Origin of the sequence: Novosphingobium sp. NBM11, assembly GCF_015390225.1 — a bacterium.
Taxonomy (GTDB): domain Bacteria; phylum Pseudomonadota; class Alphaproteobacteria; order Sphingomonadales; family Sphingomonadaceae; genus Novosphingobium.
Map to the genome: position 1 here is coordinate 1,145,448 of NZ_VUOG01000001.1, position 19,103 is coordinate 1,164,550.

Annotated in this window: 14 protein-coding genes and 1 tRNA gene; 7 read left to right on the top strand and 8 right to left on the bottom strand. The window is 64.9% G+C overall.

Annotation, left to right across the window (positions count from 1 at the left end):
* Positions 1 to 199: 199 nt before the first annotated feature.
* Together F1640_RS05485 and F1640_RS05490 are read left to right on the top strand one after the other, a co-directional pair.
* Positions 200 to 568: a hypothetical protein gene (locus tag F1640_RS05485; RefSeq protein ID WP_125956787.1), complete on the top strand. Its 369-nt coding sequence runs from the start codon at positions 200 to 202 to the stop codon at positions 566 to 568.
* 479 nt (positions 569 to 1,047) lie between these two features.
* On the top strand, positions 1,048 to 1,407 hold the full coding sequence (locus tag F1640_RS05490) for a transcriptional regulator (protein ID WP_194918149.1): 360 nt from the start codon (positions 1,048 to 1,050) through the stop codon (positions 1,405 to 1,407).
* Between the two features lie 171 nt (positions 1,408 to 1,578).
* Here F1640_RS05490 and F1640_RS05495 read toward each other — a convergent pair whose 3' ends face one another.
* The 4 genes from F1640_RS05495 to F1640_RS05510 form a co-directional block, all read right to left on the bottom strand.
* Complete coding sequence (locus tag F1640_RS05495; RefSeq protein WP_194921171.1) at positions 1,579 to 2,199, bottom strand: site-specific integrase; 621 nt, start codon at positions 2,197 to 2,199, stop codon at positions 1,579 to 1,581.
* Positions 2,200 to 2,266: 67 nt separating this feature from the next.
* Positions 2,267 to 2,340 (bottom strand) — tRNA-Gly (locus F1640_RS05500).
* A gap of 182 nt (positions 2,341 to 2,522) precedes the next feature.
* On the bottom strand, positions 2,523 to 5,303 hold the full coding sequence (locus F1640_RS05505; RefSeq protein WP_194918151.1) for an EAL domain-containing protein: 2,781 nt from the start codon (positions 5,301 to 5,303) through the stop codon (positions 2,523 to 2,525).
* 120 nt (positions 5,304 to 5,423) lie between these two features.
* The gene (locus F1640_RS05510; protein ID WP_233497871.1) at positions 5,424 to 5,924 is read right to left on the bottom strand and encodes a MarR family transcriptional regulator; all 501 of its coding nucleotides are present in this window, start codon (positions 5,922 to 5,924) and stop codon (positions 5,424 to 5,426) included.
* 314 nt (positions 5,925 to 6,238) lie between these two features.
* Here F1640_RS05510 and F1640_RS05515 point away from each other — a divergent pair, with 314 nt between their 5' ends.
* Entirely contained in the window at positions 6,239 to 6,802 is a 564-nt protein-coding gene (locus tag F1640_RS05515; RefSeq protein ID WP_194918153.1) for a hypothetical protein, read from the top strand.
* 7 nt (positions 6,803 to 6,809) lie between these two features.
* Here F1640_RS05515 and F1640_RS05520 read toward each other — a convergent pair whose 3' ends face one another.
* From F1640_RS05520 to F1640_RS05530, 3 genes are read right to left on the bottom strand one after another with little or no spacing between them, the layout of a single operon-like run.
* Positions 6,810 to 8,981, bottom strand: a complete 2,172-nt coding sequence (locus F1640_RS05520; RefSeq protein ID WP_194918155.1) for a CHASE2 domain-containing protein — start codon at positions 8,979 to 8,981, stop codon at positions 6,810 to 6,812.
* A 12-nt stretch (positions 8,982 to 8,993) separates the two neighbouring features.
* Positions 8,994 to 10,346 carry a FecR domain-containing protein gene (locus F1640_RS05525; RefSeq protein ID WP_194918157.1) on the bottom strand — a complete coding sequence of 451 codons (1,353 nt, stop codon included), beginning with the start codon at positions 10,344 to 10,346 and terminating at the stop codon, positions 8,994 to 8,996.
* The gene (locus tag F1640_RS05530) at positions 10,333 to 11,034 is read right to left on the bottom strand and encodes a response regulator transcription factor (protein ID WP_223806718.1); all 702 of its coding nucleotides are present in this window, start codon (positions 11,032 to 11,034) and stop codon (positions 10,333 to 10,335) included. The genes F1640_RS05525 and F1640_RS05530 overlap by 14 nt, the downstream gene beginning before the upstream one ends.
* Positions 11,035 to 11,541: 507 nt before the next feature.
* Here F1640_RS05530 and F1640_RS05535 point away from each other — a divergent pair.
* From F1640_RS05535 to F1640_RS05550, 4 genes are all read left to right on the top strand, one after another.
* A complete protein-coding gene (locus F1640_RS05535) occupies positions 11,542 to 13,908 on the top strand; it encodes a membrane-bound PQQ-dependent dehydrogenase, glucose/quinate/shikimate family (protein ID WP_194918159.1) in 2,367 nt (788 codons plus the stop codon).
* A 230-nt stretch (positions 13,909 to 14,138) separates the two neighbouring features.
* Positions 14,139 to 15,140 carry an L-histidine N(alpha)-methyltransferase gene (gene egtD, locus F1640_RS05540; protein ID WP_206694636.1) on the top strand — a complete coding sequence of 334 codons (1,002 nt, stop codon included), beginning with the start codon at positions 14,139 to 14,141 and terminating at the stop codon, positions 15,138 to 15,140.
* A 140-nt stretch (positions 15,141 to 15,280) separates the two neighbouring features.
* A complete protein-coding gene (gene egtB, locus F1640_RS05545; RefSeq protein ID WP_194918161.1) occupies positions 15,281 to 16,546 on the top strand; it encodes an ergothioneine biosynthesis protein EgtB in 1,266 nt (421 codons plus the stop codon).
* A complete protein-coding gene (locus tag F1640_RS05550; protein ID WP_255530275.1) occupies positions 16,543 to 17,790 on the top strand; it encodes an MFS transporter in 1,248 nt (415 codons plus the stop codon). Before egtB ends, F1640_RS05550 begins: the two co-directional genes overlap by 4 nt.
* Here F1640_RS05550 and F1640_RS05555 read toward each other — a convergent pair.
* A complete protein-coding gene (locus tag F1640_RS05555) occupies positions 17,780 to 18,910 on the bottom strand; it encodes a pyridoxal phosphate-dependent aminotransferase (RefSeq protein WP_194918163.1) in 1,131 nt (376 codons plus the stop codon). The genes F1640_RS05550 and F1640_RS05555 overlap by 11 nt on opposite strands.
* Between the last annotated feature and the right edge of the window lie 193 nt (positions 18,911 to 19,103).

The window sequence follows — 19,103 nt, forward strand, 5'->3', positions numbered from 1 at the left end:
CCCAAGCCGGGCAACCTTGCCCATAGGGGGGACTGCTCGCGCTGTACGTCCCGGGCCTGACAATGGCAACGCCGCGCGCCGGATTCGATCTCTGCGGCAGGATACGGTAGCATCGCTTGCCGGCTATGGACGGGAATGGAAACACTCCGCATCAAAGAAGGTGTTGCGGATCGCGAGCGGAGCGGCAAGAGGGACGGACATGACAAAGCCGAGCCAGACGCCCCCGCTTAATCCACAGGATCTCCCCGTCGCCGATGATCGGGAAGCCGAGGCGCTGCACATGATCCTGCAGGCGCTGCACCTTGGCCTGTGCCTGCGCTGGACCTACAATCGCACGGCGACACAGGTGGCGCCCCAGTTGCTTTATCGCCGCAATGGCAAGTTCTACTGCGACGCCGTCGCCATGGAGCAGGATGGCGCGGCCGTGCAGGAACCGAAACTCGGCAGCTTCCGCCTGTCCGGACTTGGCAAGCTGGTGCTGACCACCGAAACGGCGGCGCCATGGCCGGAACTCGACCTGGCGGATGCCCGCTACGAGGACGTTATCGCGACCCGTGCCGCGGTCTGATCCGCATATGCGGCGCTGACTTTCCGGGGCAAACCATTCAGAGCCACAGCCGGACGATGACGCCGCCCTTGAGCACAGGGTCTTGGCGAAATCACGCAACGGGCTGTCGCTGGACGCCTCGCCTTGGTGCTTGATCGGAGCACCCGCGTTCATGATCGCGCCAATGCCAAGTGCGCCCGGACACGCCATTCTCAACCGCGATCACCGGTGACTCCACTGCAACAGATACTCGGGCTTTGGCACCTCCTTGAGCATGGGCAGCTGTGTCAGCTTCCCATGCGGATCGGACATGGCGATGGTCAAACTGGCAGTTTGGGTGGCGGACCTGGCCATATCACTTCAAGGTAGATAACTTTGCAATGCAGAGTAATCTGCTATGCAATCGCGTATGAACGATCTCAATTCCGCTTTGGGTGACATCGCCCGCTTGCGCGAGCAGCTTGCCGCCATCTTGCATCATGCTTCCAAAGGAACTTCCCATGACCAAGGGTGACAAAGCACCTTTCTCTTTCGAGGGGCTGGACCGCGTTCTTCATGAGAAGGCTCGGCTCAGCATCATGACCTCGCTTGCCGACCACCCCAAGGGCCTGAGCTTTACCGAACTGCGCGAACTATGCGCGCTGACGGACGGCAATCTCAGCCGCCACGTTCAGATTCTGGAGGAGGCCGGCATGCTGTCCGTCACTAAGGGCTTCGAAGGCCGACGGCCGCTCACGACCTGCCAGTTGACCGACGAGGGACGCACACGCTTCTCGAATTATCTCGGTGTTCTCGAACAGGTGCTGCGAAGTGCGAGGCGCGGTGTCGGCGCCGGTGATCGGCGGGAGAAAACGGCATGACCGGCACGCGTGCTCGCCGTGCCGTCCCGGCGGACGATTCCAGCAAGTGTGACGAAGCCCCCCTTTTACGCCATTGCTCTACGTTGCAAAGTTATTTTCAATACAGGATGAGGGCGCGGTATCGCCAGCGACAGGCAAACGCACTTCTTGTCTACGCCTTTCTCCTGGCAGTCACCGATGCATTGGCCGCATCTTCATCCGCGCCGCCGCGATCGTCGAGACAGCTGCTTCGGGGTCGATCTCTGCCCATTCGGCATGACGTAGTTCGCCTGGGCGGACGAAAGCGTGCGCAGCAAGCCGCATTGTTCTTGAGGCGCTTTCCAGATTGCCCTTGCGCTCGATCGGACGAACGGCGGCAAGCACATTGGCGGGTCCGATCTCGGCAATCGGCAGCTTGCCGATCGTGTTGTCGAGCAGACTGAGCAGATACTCGCACCGCTTGGCTGTTGCCGGCGCCCAGGGCTTATACCCGTCCTGCCGGCGGCGCTCGCAATACTCGGCGGAGATGATGGAGAAGGTGCAGGCGCTGAGCGCCTGGCCGCGCAGCTTCTCCTTCTGCTTCTCGCGCGATGGGTCCTTGCCCATCGCCAACTGCTCTCGTGCCGATTCCCGGCGTCGTCGGGCCTCGGCCAGACCGACTCCTGAATAGGCGCCCAGACTAAGCTTCTTCTCTCGGCTATCGACGCGATACTTCTGTCGCCAGAGCTTGCCACCACCAGGATAGACCTGGAGGAAAAGGCCCCCAATTTCCCTGGCTGCGGCCGGATTGCCACGATCGCCAGTGGTCAGCAGGCGCTAAAAACACCCCGGTTTTACGCGAGTTTTCAAAGGCACAGGTGGATGTCGATGGACTGAAGTTTGGAGCGGGTGAAGGGAATCGAACCCTCGTCGTAAGCTTGGGAAGCTTCTGCTCTACCATTGAGCTACACCCGCAAAGGCGCTGATTTTACTGGAAAAATATCAGGGCGAGCTGAAACCTTTCCACCTTCGTTTCAAGTTGGAAGCCAACATGCAACGATGGAGGGGGGCCTTAGGCGGAAGTGGCGTGCCGCGCAAGTCCGACCTGTCCGTTCCCGCGCCCGCCCCGACCATCGCGCTCCCGGTGCCCCCAGGCGCTATCCCGCCTTTGTACCTTGCAGGGGCACGCTGGGAGCCACGGCCGGCTTGCCGAAGTAATACCCCTGGGCTTCCTCGCAACCGGCTGAGACGAGCAGTTCGAGCTGGCCGATCGTTTCCACGCCTTCCGCCAGCACCGGGATCTGCAGGCTCTTGCCCAGTGCCAGCACGGCCCGGATGATCGCGCGGGCCTGTTCGTTGTGTTCGGATTCAAGCAGGAACGACTTGTCGATCTTGATCTTGTCGAACGGGAACGAATGCAGCGTGTCCAGCGAGGAATAGCCCGTGCCGAAATCGTCCATGGCAACGCTGACGCCCAGCGCCTTGATGCGGCGCAGCGTGTGCAGCGACCGCACCTTGTCGGCAATCAGCGCCGTCTCGGTGATCTCCAGTTCGAGGCGCTGAGGCGAAAGGCCTGTTTCCACCAGTACGCGCGTGACGATTTCCGGCAGATCGGCCTGCAACAACTGCACGGGCGAGAGATTTACGGCGATCTTGTGCTTCTGCGGCCAGAAGACCGCTTCCGCACAAGCCATGCGCAAGACCCATTCGCCCAGCTTCATGATCTCGCCGTTTTCCTCGGCGATCGGGATGAACTCCACGGGCGACACAATGCCGAAGCGGGGATGGTGCCAGCGCAACAGCGCTTCATAGCCGCTGATTTCCCCGTTCTTGAGCGAGTGTTGCGGCTGATACAGGACAGCAAGCTCTCCCCGCGCCACGGCGTGCCGCAGGTCGTTTGCCAGTTGGCGACGATGACGGGCGCTTTCGTCCATACCCTGTTCGTAATAGCAGATGCGCTCGCCCAGATTGCCCTTGGCCCGATACATCGCGAGATCGGCATTGTTGAGCAGCGCCTCGCGGCCCGTCGCATCGGTGGGGTATATCGCGATGCCGAGACTGGCGCCCACGGCAATGCCGTCCTGCGCGCCGAAGGGAATGTCGAAGCAACGGCTCAGCCGGGCCACGAAATCCGACAGTTCGGCGGGCGAGGAAAAGTGCTTGGCGGCCGCGAATTCATCACCTCCGATCCGCGCCACCGTCTCCCCGTCACCCAGCGCGGCCGACATCGCATCCGCGATCCGCTGCAGCAGCATGTCACCGGCAACATGGCCTTGCGTATCGTTGATTTCCTTGAAGCGATCGAGGTCGATGATCGCCAGAGCGACCTGCTCATCGCGCAGTTCCGCCAGTTCCAGTTCCCGATCCAGCCAGTGGTTGAAGCTGGCGCGATTGGGAAGCCCGGTGAGATCATCGTGCATGGCCATGTGCGCGATTCGGGCCTCCGAACGGCTGCGCTCGGTAATGTCCTCAAAGGTCGTCACCCATCCGCCGTTCGGCATGGGTCGGCTGGAAATCGAGACCACGAAATCCTCGCCGAATTCGGAAATCACGGGCGGCAGTTCCGGCGATGCGAACGAGCGCTGGAGCAGAAGCTTCATGTTTTCCAGCCGTTCGTCGGAAACCCGGCCACCCGTTCGCGCCTCCAGCGCAGCCCGCGCCACGTCCTCCAGCGTCCAGCCCGGCTGGCAGCTGTCGTCGGGCAACTGCCACAGTTCGGCGAACCGGCGATTGCGCAGCACCAGCCGCTGGCTGGCATCGAACAGGCAAAGGCCCTGGTGCATGTGCTCCAGCGCGGCATCGAGACGATGGTGCGCCTCCTTGATCCGGTCCTGGTCTTCCTTGAAGCGCGTCATGTCGCGCGTGATCTTGGCGAAGCCGATGTGTTCGCCCGCGGCATCGACGATCCGCTCGATGGTGACATGCGCCCAGAAGCGCGAACCATCGCGGCGCATGCGCCAGCCCTCGCCGGTAAACTTGCCTTCGGCCAGCGCCTGCGCCAGTGCCCGTTGCGGCGCACCGGCCGCGCGGTCTTCGGGCGAATAGAAACGCCCAAGCGGAAGGCCAAGAACCTCGCTGGCCTGATACCCCTTCAGACGCTGCGCTCCGGCATTCCAGCTGGCCACCCGCCCTTCGAGATCGAGCATGTAGAGCGCGCAGTCGGAGATGCCCTTGACCAGGATACTGAACTGCCGTTCGCTAACCTCGATCGCGGCCGTAGCCCGGCGTGTGATTGCCCAGCTCCCGATGCACAGCGCCAGCAGCAGCACCGAAACGCTGCCGACCAGGACGGCCATCATGCTGGGGGAAAGCAGCATCGCTTCGGTATGCAGACGGGCGGGGATCAGCCGGATCGCGGCCATCCCGGAAAAGTGCAGGCCAACCACCGCGACGGTCATCATCAGCGCCGCGGCAAAACCCTGCCCCCGTCCACCATGCCGCACCGCCCTGTCCAGCCCGGCGAAAAACGGCACAATCGCGAGCACGAGCGAAAGTGCGACATAAGGCAACCGCCATTGGATGACGGCCGGCATCTCTACTGCCGCCATGCCGACATAGTGCATCGTCGCGAAACCTGCGCCCGCCAGCACGCTTGCGCCAAAGCGGCCGGTTCGCGTGCTTGCTCTCATCGCGAGCAGGAACGCGACCGCCATGCTGACGACGACAATGCCGAGCGAACCGACCGTCAGCCCCGCCTTGTACCCCATCACCACGCCGGGATCGTAGCCGAGCATCGCGATGAAGTGCGTGGACCAGATACCGAACCCGGTTACCGCTCCGCCGATCACCGCCCAGTTGCGGGCGCCGCGTCCCGTTGCCACGCGCGATTGGCGCAGCAGGAGGACGGCCGTTACGGTCGACAGGAGGCACACGCCAGCAGCGAGCAGCACGAGGCTGAAATCATGCTGATCGCGAATGCAAAACAGGATATCGAACATCAGGGATCCACTTTCCGGTCGGACAGTGGATGCTTGGCCCATCAATCGTTAAGAACGTGCCAATCTGGCAGTATCGCCCTTTGGGGCAACCAGGTCAGGGATGCAGGATAGAGCTCCCCCTTACTGGCAGTCGCCTTCCATTTCGGCCATCAGCACCGCGCCAAGGTTGCGGGCCATCGTCTTCAGCATGTTCGCCAGGAAAGCGTCCATCGCCGCGTTGCCCTTGGCGGAAAGCCGCACGAACGTCCTGCGCCGATCCTTGCCGTCGTCTTCACGATGCACGTAGTCATGCTCCATCAGATGGCGCAGCCAACGCAGGGCCGTGGTCGGCGGAACATAGGCACCGATGCAGGCGCTGGTGGTGGCGACTTCGCGCTTTTCGTGGCGGGCGATATAGAGATCCAGCAGGATGTCCCACGCCGCCTCGCCGAACAAGTCGGCGGGAAAGAAGCGCTCGCGCCGCCGACGCGCCGAATAGAGCTCGCGTGCCAAAGCCAGATGCGCGCGCGCCGTGCGTTCGGGCAGCGGGGGCGAAACGATGATGTCCCCTTCACAGGCCAGCAGCGGGATACCCATCCTGGCAGGTTCGAGGGCAATTCCTCCGATTTCGAAAGCCTTCATGTCGCAACCCATCCTGACCCCGTGGTTCCCGTCACGGCTCCCGCAGTTCACACCCTGGCCCGGCATCACGCGGCGGGCCGCGAGCGGCTTGCGGAAAGCGCATGAAGAACCACGCACATGCGATGATAAGTGCCAGAATTTCGGGCATTTCGGTGTAAAATGATGTAAATTTGCAAGGCGCCGCGTGGGCGCCAGGGCTGCGCGCGCCCACCGCCCTACCCTGTCGAGTCCGCAATCTTCCCGATTGCGCGGGCGATCGATATTGGCGATGGAGACCTAAGCTCCGCCCGACATCCCGAGACGAGACCGCCAACATGCCCGAAGCGCCGCGCGTCAAAGCCTTTCATCACCTGCCTGTGTCGCGCCGCCTGACCACGCTGGTCGTTTTGGCCTGCCTTGCCTCCGGCTGCGCCGGTCCGGTGCGAACCCGCTTCGGTGGAATGGCCGCGCCGGAGACGCCGGCCACGCCCTATACCGTGAAGCCAACCGCCATGCCCGAAGACAACGGCGACCGGACGGTCATCGTCAACGCGCTGCGCACCACCGGCATCGGCATCGCCGATGACAGCCGGAACGAGTTGACCGCTGCCTATACCCAGCGCCCGTCGAACGTGGCGGTGCTGGTCGACAACGCGGCCCCGCCGCTTTCTGGAGCCAAGAAGCAGCGCTTCCTGCAATCCTGCCACGACACCCGGTATCGCCTCGTCCTGACGGTCGTGGACCACGCCACGGGCACCCTGCTCGGGCGCGGCTGGGCCGAGGAAGATCACTGCCACGGCACGGGCAAGCCCGTGCTGGCCTCACTCGCTGCCCGCGCTGCGGACATGCTGGTCCATCCCGTGCCCGAAGGATCGGAGCTGTCGTGGACGCGCGACTGAAGCCCACTCAATCGTCAGTGACGAGAGGCAGGCGGATGGTGAACTCCTTCATGCCATCCGGCATCTCGCGATAGCCTACGCTCCCGTTCTGCCGTTCCACCGCCATTCTCACGAACGCCAGCCCCAGCCCCCGGCTGGCCTCGCCCGCCGCATCGGTGCCGGGCGCGAAGGGGATAAACGGATCGCGCGCGCGCTCCGGCGGCATCGGCGGCCCCTGTCCCGTGATCGAGCAGGCGGCCAGCGCGCCCTCGCGCACGATGCGACATTCGACGGTTCCACCTTCCGGCGCGAACTTCACTGCATTCCCCAGCAGGTTGAGCAGTGCGCGCTGGACCAGGGCCGAGTCCCCCATCACCCACAGATCGTCATCGTCGATACGCTCGCGGATCGCCACGTTGCGCTGGCGCGCGCGCTGCCAGACCAGGTCTGTCGCTTCCGCCAGAGCGCCCGTGAGATCGACCGGTTCCGCCACCACGCGCGCGTTCTCAAGGCGGGCGAGTTGCACGAAATCGTCCGCCAGCTGCAACCCGCGCCCGGCATGCTGGCGTATGCGCAAGGCGGTATCGGCGGTTACCGCTCCGCTATCGCCCGATGTCCGATCCTGCAGCAGCGCGATAACGGCGGAGAACGGCGCGCGCATGTCGTGGCTAAGGAACTGCAGCGCCTCTTCCCGTGCGCGGGATGCCGCTTTCAGCTCGGTAATATCGGCAAAGCGGATGATCGTGCCGACCCCCTCGATCGCCGCGCGCGATAACACCAGCGTCCGCCCATCGGGCAACGTCACCTCGCCTTCGCGCACGGCCCCGCCCAGCCCGATCCCGGCCAGCAGAGGCAGCAAGGGCTGGTCACGCACCGCGCGCCCGAACAGGCGGTCGGCCGCGATGTTCCCCATCACCACCGCGCCATCGTCGTCGACCACGCAGACCGCATCGGGCAACCGGGCCAGAATTTCCGCGATGAAGGCGCGCAAGGCACGCAGCTGCGCGATCACGTCATGCAGGCGGTTGGTCTCCACGTTGACGAGGTCGCCACGCCCGGACGCGGGCACCGCTGCGGGGACAAGGTCGGGCTCCTTCTGGAGCTGGACCACTTCGGCGGTCAGGAACTCGCTCACCGCCGCCAGCCGCCGCCAGCCCCACAGCGAATAGACCACCACCAGCCCCAGCAGGGCCGAGCCCGGCGGAATCCACCAGCCGGTCGTCAGCAGCAAGGCCACCGACGCGGCCGACACCACGACCAGCCCCGCCAGCGACAGGCGCAGGTTCGTCATCGGCCCGAAATGCAGGAAGGCAAGCAACAGCAGCAACACCGGAAGCAGGCTGAACGCAAGCACCCATGGCGTGCCCACATCGTGGTAGAAATCGCCATGCAGCAGGGCATTGAGCATGTTGGCCTGCAGTTCCACGCCCGACATCAGCGTACCGGCTGAAAACGGCACAAGGAAGCGATCGCCGAAGCCGGATGCGATCCCGCCGAACAGCAGCACCTTGCCGTGGATCAGCGCAGCGGGCACCCGCCCAGCCTGCAGATCATCGAACGACACGCGCCGGAACGCGCCGGGCCGCTGGAACGGGATGATCTGCGTGATCGCGGGCGGATGGGCCTGGTAGGCTTGCGGATCTATGCGCCGGACAAGCAATTCCGTCAGATGCGGGACCGCCCCGTTGAGCCGGGGTTCGAAGCGGCGCACAACGCCATCGTCATCGAAGTTGACGTCCACCGACCCCAGTCCAGCCGCCGCCGCGCTGATCGGCGGGGGCGGCTTCTGATCCGCCGTGGTCGCCGCGCGGCCGTCGGCATCCGGCAAGCCCGGCAGCATGGGCAGGTAGACCGGCGCCGCCGCGCGCAACCCTTCCGCGAAACGCCCGTCCTCGGCCGTCGGCTCGATGAACAGGACGTCGTAACCGATCGCGGCGGGCCGTGCCTTCGCCGCCATTTCGAGCGCGCTCGCGTGGACGGAGCGGGGCCACGGCCAGTTGCCGATCCGCGCCAGGCTGCCTTCGTCGATTTCGACGAGCATGATCCGATCATCCGCATTGGCGGGACGGATCAGCGTCATCGAATCCAGCAGGATATTATCGACCGGCGCGGTCCAGCGTCCGCGTACCGATGCCGTTACCAGCAGGCTGGCCGCGATCACCACGACCAGCCATTCGATCAGCAGCCGGCGATAGAGCATCGCGCGCGGCGCCTATCGGCCCGCACCCGTGACCGTGAACTTCTGGAAAGGAGTCCAGTTTTCAGTAACATCGCCATCAGCATATTGCTGCACGCCGACGCGCCAGAAATAGACTCCATCGGCCAGACCCGCCACGCCCACCTGCGCGTCCTGCAATCCAGGCTCGTCGATCATCGGCGCCGCCTTGGCGTCACCACGCACCAACTGGAAACGATAGAGCCGGCGCGCGTCGCTTGCCCCCTGCCCCAGCCACTTGATCGTGATCCGGTCGCCGTCCTGCGCAGCGCTGGCGCTAAGCCCGGTCAGCGAGCGGCGCAGGGAATAGACCTGCGGCAAGCCCTCGATCCCGGTGGCCGACAGAGCGGTAAGGCGCACGAACCAACGCCCGTCGGCCAAAGCCGGCAACGTCACCGTATCGCCGTCGGCGCTGGCCTCGGTCACCAGATCGGCGAAGCTGGAATCGGCCGCGACCTGGACGTGATACCCCTTTGCTCCCGCCTCCTGACGCGCCTGCAAGGCTACCACGGGATCGACCAGCACCTTTCCCGCGTCCACCAGTTCGGGCGCCGGCAACAGCGCTTCCACCTTCACCGCGCCACCGGGAGAGACCTGCGCGCCGAACCCTTGCGCCAGCATGGTTTCGGCAGCCGAGGGATCGCCCTGCACCGCAACCTTGCCCTCGACCACTTCCGTGGCCGAAGCGCCGGCATCGTCATAAGCGACGCGCAGGACGGTGCCGCGAATGGCGGAAACCGCGCGCGGCGTGCGCAGGCGAAAACGGCTGCCGTCCGCTTGCAGCGGGGTAGCTTGCGTCTCGATCTTGCCGCGTTCCACCGCGACATCGAAATCGACGCTGCCCGTCAGCAGGATGCGCCGCATCGCCACCAGCCGCACACGCGTGCGGGTAGGCAACGACACTTGCGAGCCGTTGGACAGGGCGAGCCCGATGAAACCATCGGCTCCCGTCTCCAGCACGGCACCCGGCATCACGGCGAGACCGGCGGTCGGCCGGATCGGCGCGCCGCCGCTTTCCAGCGTCACGGTGCCGCGCGCCGCCAGGATGCGGGCCTGCAACGGCTCTGTTCTCAGCAGGCGCAACGGCACGCGCAGCCGCGATCCCACGGGCAGGCGCAAGGGATCGGCCACGCGGTTGATACGCTGGACCTCGCGATAATCGGCCTGCCGGACAAGGTAGCGCGACGCGATCTGATAGAGATTGTCGCCCGCGCGCACGGTATATTCGATCTGATCCTGCGCCACCGCCACAACCGGCGCGGATGCGGCATGGCCTTGCTGACCCGTCATTGCGGGCAGGGCAAGGGCGAGGGCCGCAAACGGGCGAGCGATCCGGTTAGTCTTGCGCATGGTCGGTCTCCAGTCTGTAGCCGTAGCCGAACACCGTTCGCAGCGAAAAGCCGTTTTCCAGCCGTAACGAAAGCTTCGTGCGAATGCGCGAAACGTGCATGTCGAGCGTGCGCGTGGAAAGCTCGGCCACGCTCTTCCAGACCGCTTCCATGATATAGGCGCGCGAAAGCGGCCTGTTCTGGTTGGCGAAAAAGAGCATGGCCAGCGCAAATTCCTTCGCTGTCAACGCAATGTCCTCTCCACCGAACTTCACGACATTACGTTGCGCATCGAACAGATAGGCGCCGAACTGCAACGGCCCCTGCACCGCCGTTCCCCCGACGGCGCTGCGCCGCAACAGGGCGTTCACACGGGCCAGGATCACCACAGGGCTTTCCGGCTTGATGATGAAATCGTCCGCCCCGGTGTTGAGCGCCAGCGCGATATCATCCTTGTCCGAGCGGTTGGTCAGCATGATGACCGGCGGGCACGCCGCGATCCGCGACTTGGCCAGTTCCATAAGATGGATGCCGCTCATCCCCGGCATGTTCCAGTCTACTATCAGCAGATCAAAAGTTTCGCGCTGCGCGGCAGCGAGCAGATCCAGACCACTGCGATAGCACGAACACGAGTGCCCTTCCCCACGCAAGGTTTCCGCAACGAAAGCCTGCACTGTTTCATCATCATCAACGATGGCGATATGCATCATGCAAGTCCTTTACCGTCATCGCGCATACCCCACCCCATCGGGCAACACGTCGTTCCCGGGAAGCAGGTGTTACAACCTTTTACACCGATCACGTTTACAGGACGCTTATAACGCGGATGTCTGGATAACCGACTAAGCGCATACGCAACGATCACGGTGTCATTACGTATCTGCTTCTGGACCAACCCTCAACGGGGGCCTTGTCGGGTCGCCTGAAGCCTGGGGTCATAAGCAATTGCCGCCATGGCCCCAGGCGGATGGCAAAAGTACGCAGGAAAACAGAACCTTGCCAGGCCAACACGCGCGCCAAGCCCGTTCCGTCATCAGAATCGGTGGCGCGTTCGCACAAGTTACTCCGTTTCGGACTATTTAAGGGGTCACGCCGAGCACGATCTCCTCCGCGTGGCGCTAACCCACGATGCATTCGGGGAACGACGAGAACGCAATGCCGTTGGCTGTCTAAAGCTGAAGGCCGGGTCGTCCCCTCGGCCAAACGAGGAAAACGGCATGAGAGGCGCTTGGCCAGCCCTTGTACTGGGCGTTGTAATTGCCTTGGCGGGCGTCATTATGACTGGCGGGGGCGCCTACCTCGTCGAGCTCGGCGGATCGATCTACTATTTGCTGGCCGGCCTCGGGCTGCTCGGCACGGCCTGGTTGCTATTTCGCCGGCGCCCGCTTGCGGTTTGGCTGTATGCCGCTCTGTTCCTGCTGAGCATGGTTTGGGGCCTCTCGGAAGCGCAAGGAAACGCCTGGGCGATGATCCCCTGGCTGATCGCGCCCTTCGTGCTGCTGGTCGCCATGCTGCTGGTCATGCCCACGCTGGTGGACAGCCCGCACCGCTGGAAGTGGTCGGGCGGCGGCATCGCGGCGGGGCTGCTCGCCGTTATCGCCTGCTTTGCCTTGCCCGGTTCGGGCTTGTCGTCGCCTGTGCTCGCGTTGCCTCCGCAGAGCTCGCAGGCGCTGGGGGATCCCTCTGGCCTGGCGACTGGGCGCGACTGGCCTACCTATGGCGGAACTTACGCGAACTGGCGCTATTCTCCCCTCACGCAGATCGATCGCGGCAATGTCGGAAGCCTGCACAAAGTCTGGGAGACGCATACCGGCGGCACGCCGCAATCCGCGAAGTTCCAGAAGCTCTACGGCACCGAAAACACGCCGATAAAAGTGGGCAACCTGCTCTATACCTGCACCGCCAAGAATGTGGTGGTCGCGCTCGATGCGGCCACCGGGCGCGTAGCTTGGCGTCACGATCCCAAAGTGCCCGACGCATGGATTCCCTATACCACCGCTTGCCGCGGAGTTGTGGTCTATGCGGTTCCCGGCGCAGAAAGAGCCGCGCCTTGCGCCACCCGCGTGATCGAGGGCACTCTGGATTCGCGCCTGATCGCCCTGGACGCCCTATCGGGCGAGCCGTGCCGCGAATTCAACGGCACGGGGGAACAGGATACCAAGATCGGCATGGGGCCGGTCTATCCGGGCCTCGCCTCCATCAACTCGGCGCCAACCATCGTGCGCGGGGTGATCATTGTGGGGCACCAGATCCTCGACGGGCAATACAGCCGGGCGCCTTCCGGCGTGGTTCAGGGGTTCGATGCGCGGACGGGCAAGCTCGTGTGGGCCTGGGACATGGCTCACCCCGATTGGAGCGGCTATCCGCCGGCCGGCCAGACCTGGGCGCGGGGAACACCGAACATGTGGACCAGCGCCGCGGGCGACGAACGGCTTGGCCTCGTCTATGTCCCGCTCGGCAATGCGGCGAACGACTACTGGTCAAGTGGCCGCACCCCGCTCGAGAATGCCTATTCGAGCTCGCTCGTGGCGCTCGACGTCGCCACGGGCAAGCCGCGCTGGAGCTTCCAGGCCGTCAAGAAGGACGTGTGGGACTATGACTTCGGTAGTCAGCCATCCCTGATCGATTACAAGGGCATAGCGGCGGTGCTTGTCCCGTCGAAACAGGGGGACCTGTACATCCTGGATCGCGCCACCGGCCGGCCTTTGACGCCGATCGGCACGATCGCCGCCCCGCAAGGCGGCGCGGAACCTGCCCAGCGCGCAGCACAGCAGATCGTTTCGCTGTGGAACACGCTGCGCAAGGCGCCGCTTCACGAATCCGACATGTGGGGCATGTCGCCGATCGACCAGATGATCTGCCGCATCCAGTTCCGCGAAGCGGACTACCGCGGTTACTTCACGCCGCCCAGCGTCGATCGGAGCAGTGTGGAATATCCCGGTTACAACGGTGGCAGCGATTGGGGTGGCGTGTCGATCGATCCGCTGCGCGGCGTGATCGTCGCCAACTACAACGACATGCCAAACTATGTGCGGCTGATAACCCGGGCGGAGGCGGATCGGCGCGACATCAAGCCGCGTTTCGCGGCAAAGGACATTTCCACCAAGTCTCATTCGGTCGATCCGCAATGGGGTGCGCCCTACGCGATCGAGGTGAACGCGGGGTGGCGCATGCCGTTCACCGGGCTGATGTGCAAACGCCCCCCATATGGCGGCATTCGCGCCATCGACATCGCCACCGGCAGGACGCTGTGGGACCGCCCCCTTGGCACGGCGCGCCGCAACGGTCCGTTCGGCGTGCCGACGATGCTGCCGCTCACGATCGGCACGCCCAACAACGGCGGCGCGGTGACGACCGCCAGTGGCCTGGTATTCATCGCCGCCGCCACCGACGACCTGATAAGGGCGATCGATCTGCGGACGGGGAAGACTGTGTGGTCGGCCAGTCTGCCAGCAGGCGGCCAGGCGACGCCGATCATCTACCAGCAGGGGGGCCGGGAATACCTCGTCATCTTTGCCGGCGGGCACCATTTCATGGAGACGCCCGCAGGCGACAGCGTGATTGCCTATGCGCTGCCGGGTTGACGTTGCCAGGGGCGTGCGGACGAAGTAGCCGTAAACCCTTCGCAACGCCGCCATGCGGCATGTCGTCTCACCGGATGGTAAAAATCCCGAAACATGCGACCATGGGTTTAGGAGTAGCGCGAGAGCGTGCGCCCCATACCTGAGACCGATGTTCAAAGACCCGTCTTGATGCCACTTTATCGATAATGGCGTCAGCCGCCGATGCCCCGTGAACGATCAAGGAGAACCGCGTGACAGACCTGATCCAGTGCATGGCCAGAACGGCGGAAGACGAGTTGCCCGGTCCCGATTTGCTCTGCCGCGATGCGTTGACCGGGCTGTCGCGCACTCCCAAGACATTGCCCAGCAAGCACTTTTACGACGCGCACGGATCCGATCTGTTCGAGGAAATCTGCCTGCTGGACGAATATTACGTCACGCGCACCGAGGAAGCCCAGTTGCGCAAGATCGCGACCACCCTGTCCCGCGCCATTCCGCGGGGCGCGGCGCTGGTTGAATTCGGCAGTGGCGCCAGCGTGAAGACGCGCCGCATCCTGGACGCAAGCCCGCAACTGTCCGCCTATCTCCCCATCGACATCAGCGAGGCCGCGCTTGCACATGCCGCCGCCCGCCTTCGCGCCAGCTATCCCGCGCTGGAGGTGGCGCCCATCCGGGCGGACTTCACCGCCGATATCACGCTGCCCGAAAGGTTCGGGGCCAGGCCGCTGGTCGGCTTCTTTCCCGGATCGACCATCGGCAATTTCACGCCGGACGAAGCGGAAACCTTCCTTGCCAACGTCCGCCGCTTGCTGGGCGCCGGCGCCTGCCTGATGCTGGGCGCGGATTCCACCAACGACCCAGCCGTGCTGGGACCGGCCTATGATGACAGGAGCGGTGTTACAGCCGCTTTCAACCTGAATCTGCTGACCCGCCTCAACCGCGAATGCGGCGCCGATTTCGACCTAGGCCGGTTCGAGCATCGCGCCGTGTGGAACGCGGGCGAGAGCCGCATCGAAATGCATCTCGTCAGCCTTGCCGGGCAAGAGGTGAGAATCGCGGACGCGCGCGTGCAGTTTGCCCCGCACGAGACGATCCACACCGAGAACAGCTACAAGTATCAGCCCGATTTCCTCAGCGCCCTGGCCCGCCGCGCTGGCTGGGCCGTCCGGCAGGTGTGGCAGGAAAGCGATCCCGCGCCCTTTTTGCCGGGTCACGCGGGCACGTTCTGCACCTATCTGCTGGATGGGCGTTAGGCCGCCGTGCCCACGCAATGCCGCAAAATCGTGCTATCGAGCCTGAGCGCAGGCAGACAAAGGTCCCTGCCGTCACGCACCGCAAGGCTCCATGCGATGCTGACCAGGCAATCGGACGGTGGGCAAGACGTGGTGTTGGCATGAATGTTTCGCAGGATCCGGTCGCGCTGGCGCGACACTACCGCGCGGTGCGTGCCCTGACCGAACAACTGGCTGCGCCGCTGTCGGATGCCGATGCCACCATTCAGTCCATGCCCGATGCATCGCCCGCCAAATGGCATCTGGCGCATACCACCTGGTTCTTTGAAACCTTCGTCCTGCGCGATCATGTGGCGGGCTATCGCCCCTATCGCGCCGAGTGGCCCTTTCTGTTCAACAGCTACTACGAAGCCGAAGGCCAGCGCATGATGCGCGCGGCACGCGGCATGCTCTCGCGCCCTTCGTTGCCGGAGATACTGGCCTATCGCCATGCGGTTGACGAGGCGTTGCTGGCTGCAATCGGCGATCTGCCGCCCGATGTGCTGGCGCTGGTCGAACTGGGCTGCCACCACGAGCAACAGCACCAGGAACTGCTGCTGACCGACATTCTCCACGCGTTCGCCCAGAACCCGCTGGAATGGGCGATCTGGCCACACGCAGAAACACCCGGCACAGCACCCGCGCCCATCGGCTGGATCCAAAACGCCGGCGGCGTCGTGGAGATCGGCCATAGTGGCCGGGGCTTCGCGTTTGATTGCGAGGGTCCCCGCCACCAGACCATGCTGGCGCCACACTCGCTGGCGGACCGGCGCGTCACCAATGGCGAATGGATCGAATTCATCCGCGATGGCGGCTATCGCGATCCGCGCCTGTGGCTGGCCGATGGCTGGGCATGGGTGCAGGCCCAGGCGATCACCGCGCCGCTCTATTGGCGCGAGAACGATGGCGCCTTTTCCAGCTTTGGCCTGAGCGGACGGCACGCCGTCGACCCGTATGCGCCCGTCTGCCACATCAGCCTGTACGAGGCCGATGCCTTCGCCACCTGGGCCGGCGCCCGGTTGCCCACCGAAGCGGAATGGGAAAGCGCTGCGGCGGCCCACGATCCGTCCGGAGGCAACCAGTTGGACGCAGGCGGCGACATCCGCCCCCGCGCGGATGGTGCGTCCTTCTTTGGCGACGTGTGGGAATGGACCGGCAGCGCCTATCGGCCCTATCCCGGTTTTCGGATCGCCGACGGCGCGATCGGCGAATACAACGGCAAGTTCATGAGTAGCCAGTTCGTGCTGCGCGGCAGCAGTTGTGCCACGCCGCGCGGCCACGCCCGCGCCACCTATCGCAACTTCTTCTACCCCCATCAGCGCTGGCAATTCATGGGGCTGCGCCTTGCTAAAGACGGGACCATGGACGGGGGCACGGCTCTGGCATGACGCCCCGTCGCAAGCTGGCCATGCTGGCGGTGGGCGGCTCCACCGTGGTGGAATGGTATGATTTCACGCTGTGCCTCTATTTCGCGCCCACCCTGTCGCGGGTGTTCTTCGGGCCGGGCAAGGATGCTCTGGGCAATACGCTGGCGGGCTTTGCCATCGCCTATCTGATGCGCCCCTTCGGCGCGGTGCTGCTGGGGGTGCTGGGTGATCGCAAGGGCCGCAAGCCCGCGCTGCTGCTCTCAATGGCGGCCATGACACTGGCCATGCTGTGCATCGCCCTGCTGCCCACCTATCGGCAGGCGGGCGCATGGGCGGGCTGGGGCCTGATCGTGATGCGCTGCCTGATGGGGTTCAGCGTGGGGGGCGAATATACCTCGGTCGTGACCTACCTTTACGAAACCGCGCCCGCCCATCGGCGCGGACTGATAACCTCGCTGGCCGCGGCGGCCAGCGAGATCGGCGGCTTGCTGGCGGTGGGCCTGTGCGCCGTGCTGACAAGCACGCTGGACGCGGCCGGCCTCGATGGCTGGGGCTGGCGGGTGCCGTTCCTGTTCGGCGCGGTGCTGGCCGGCGCGATCTGGCTGGCGCGGGGGATGATTGCGGAAACGCCGGCCTTTCACCAGCCCACGGCAGGCCAGGGTTCGCCGCTGGCCTATGCCCTGCGCCACGAACGCAAGGGGATCGCCACCGGCTTCGCGATTTCCGCGCTGGGCTCGATCTCCTATTATGTCGGCATCACCTATGTCCCGTCCTACATGGCCTCGGTCGGCTGGCACAACGAAGGGGTGGCGCTGGAATATTCCACCCTGGCCGCGCTGGTGGTGATTGCGGTGACCCCGCTGGTGGGCTGGCTGTCGGACGTCGCCGGTCGCCGCTGGGTGCTGCTGTGCCTGTGCGCGGGCTGTGCCCTGCTGCCCATGGCACTGTTCCGGCTTATCGCCAGCGGGTCGGCCACGGCCGCGCTGGGAGCGATCGCGACGCTGGCGGCGTTGGCGGGCGGGGTCAGCGCAGTGGGCACCGTCGCTACCGCGGAGCAATTTTCGGCGCGTGCGCGGCTGAGCGGCCTCGCCCTCGGCGCTACCAGTGCCACCGCCCTGTTCGGCGGGCTAACGCCCTATCTGGCGCACCACCTGCAACAGGCGACCGGCCTGACGGAAGTGCCCGGGATCATGATCGCGGTTGTGGCGCTGGGTTCGGGGCTCGCGCTGATGGTATTGTTGCCCACGCGCAAGGTCACAGGCTGAAGGCATCAACCTCGCGCCGCTGCGGTTCGTCCATGGTGGCATAGTCGCGCAAGGACTGCTCCAGTTCCGCCAGCCCCCGCACGAGGTTGTCCTGCGCCATGCCGAAACCCAGGCGAATGTGGGCGGGCGCTCCCCAATAGTGCCCAGGCGCCACGATCACGCCGCGCGTCGCCAGCAGCCAGGCGGCAAACCCATCGGTGCGCGCCATGCCCTCAAGGCCGGGAAAGGCAAGGCATCCCCAGGGCGAAAGACCGCCTGATACCAGGCCTTCCCCCGCCATCCGGGTCAGCCAGTCCTCCATGATCGGACGGTTGGCATCAAGGATGTCCTGCGTGCGTGCCCGAAACCGGCGCCAGTCCCGCAACACCGCAAGGCCGATCGCGTGGGACACCGCCGAAAGCCCGGTATCGTGATGCACGCTGGCATGGCGCAGGATTTGCGCCACGGGAGCGGAAGCCACGATCCAACCGCAACGCAGCGCGCCCAGGCCGAAAATCTTCGACAGACCCGACAGGCTGATGACCGCGGGCGATCGCAGCGCGGCGCTGCCTCCATCATCGGCAAACGCGCCATAGATCTCGTCCAGAACCAGCCAGATTCCGGCCGCCTCGCACAACTCGGCCAGCGCAGCCAGATCGCTATCCAGCAATGGCAGCCCGGTGGGATTATGCAGGTGAGACAGCACGATCATCCGCGTTTCCGGGCGCAGGCGCTTGCGCAGATCGGCCAGATCGGGTCGCATTTGCGGGCCGCTGCGCACGAAGCATTCGGCGTGCAATCCGGCGGCCCGGGCCATATCCTCGAACGGCTGATAGCCCGGCCGCTCGATCAGCACATGGTCATCCCGGCGCGCCAGCGCGGCGAATACAAGCGCGAGCCCCGACGAAACGCCAGAGGTGGCCACTACGCGATCATTGCTGATGCCATAGGCATCTGCCAGATGACTCCGCATCGCCATGCTGCCGCCGCCGAACACCGGCGGGAGGGATGCCTGCCCGGAGCTGCCGAACGTCTTGCGCGCGGCCTCGGCCAGCAACGCATCGGGCGCGCTGACGGAACTGTCATACAACGACAGTCCGCCCCTGCCCGAAACGTGATAGACCCAATCCAGATAGCGCAACGCTTGATCATCCCTCCTGCGAAAGCCTGTCACGCACGCCTGAGGGCGGCTGCAAAAGCGCCGGTCATATGCGCTGACGGCGGACCGCGAGAGATTGGTATGCAAGCGGCGACCCAACGGCAAGCCGCTTGCGAACATGGCTCTGCCGGTTGCTCCAGCGCCCCAAGCGCGTTTGCTCGTCAGCACTCCGGTC

Coding starts and splice junctions, on each gene's coding strand:
- F1640_RS05485 (WP_125956787.1), top strand. CDS start 200: ATGACAAAGCCGAGCCAGACGCCCCCGCTTAATCCACAGGATCTCCCC.
- F1640_RS05490 (WP_194918149.1), top strand. CDS start 1,048: ATGACCAAGGGTGACAAAGCACCTTTCTCTTTCGAGGGGCTGGACCGC.
- F1640_RS05505 (WP_194918151.1), bottom strand. CDS start 5,303: ATGTTCGATATCCTGTTTTGCATTCGCGATCAGCATGATTTCAGCCTC.
- F1640_RS05510 (WP_233497871.1), bottom strand. CDS start 5,924: ATGAAGGCTTTCGAAATCGGAGGAATTGCCCTCGAACCTGCCAGGATG.
- F1640_RS05515 (WP_194918153.1), top strand. CDS start 6,239: ATGCCCGAAGCGCCGCGCGTCAAAGCCTTTCATCACCTGCCTGTGTCG.
- F1640_RS05520 (WP_194918155.1), bottom strand. CDS start 8,981: ATGCTCTATCGCCGGCTGCTGATCGAATGGCTGGTCGTGGTGATCGCG.
- F1640_RS05525 (WP_194918157.1), bottom strand. CDS start 10,346: ATGCGCAAGACTAACCGGATCGCTCGCCCGTTTGCGGCCCTCGCCCTT.
- F1640_RS05530 (WP_223806718.1), bottom strand. CDS start 11,034: ATGATGCATATCGCCATCGTTGATGATGATGAAACAGTGCAGGCTTTC.
- F1640_RS05535 (WP_194918159.1), top strand. CDS start 11,542: ATGAGAGGCGCTTGGCCAGCCCTTGTACTGGGCGTTGTAATTGCCTTG.
- egtB (WP_194918161.1), top strand. CDS start 15,281: ATGAATGTTTCGCAGGATCCGGTCGCGCTGGCGCGACACTACCGCGCG.
- F1640_RS05550 (WP_255530275.1), top strand. CDS start 16,543: ATGACGCCCCGTCGCAAGCTGGCCATGCTGGCGGTGGGCGGCTCCACC.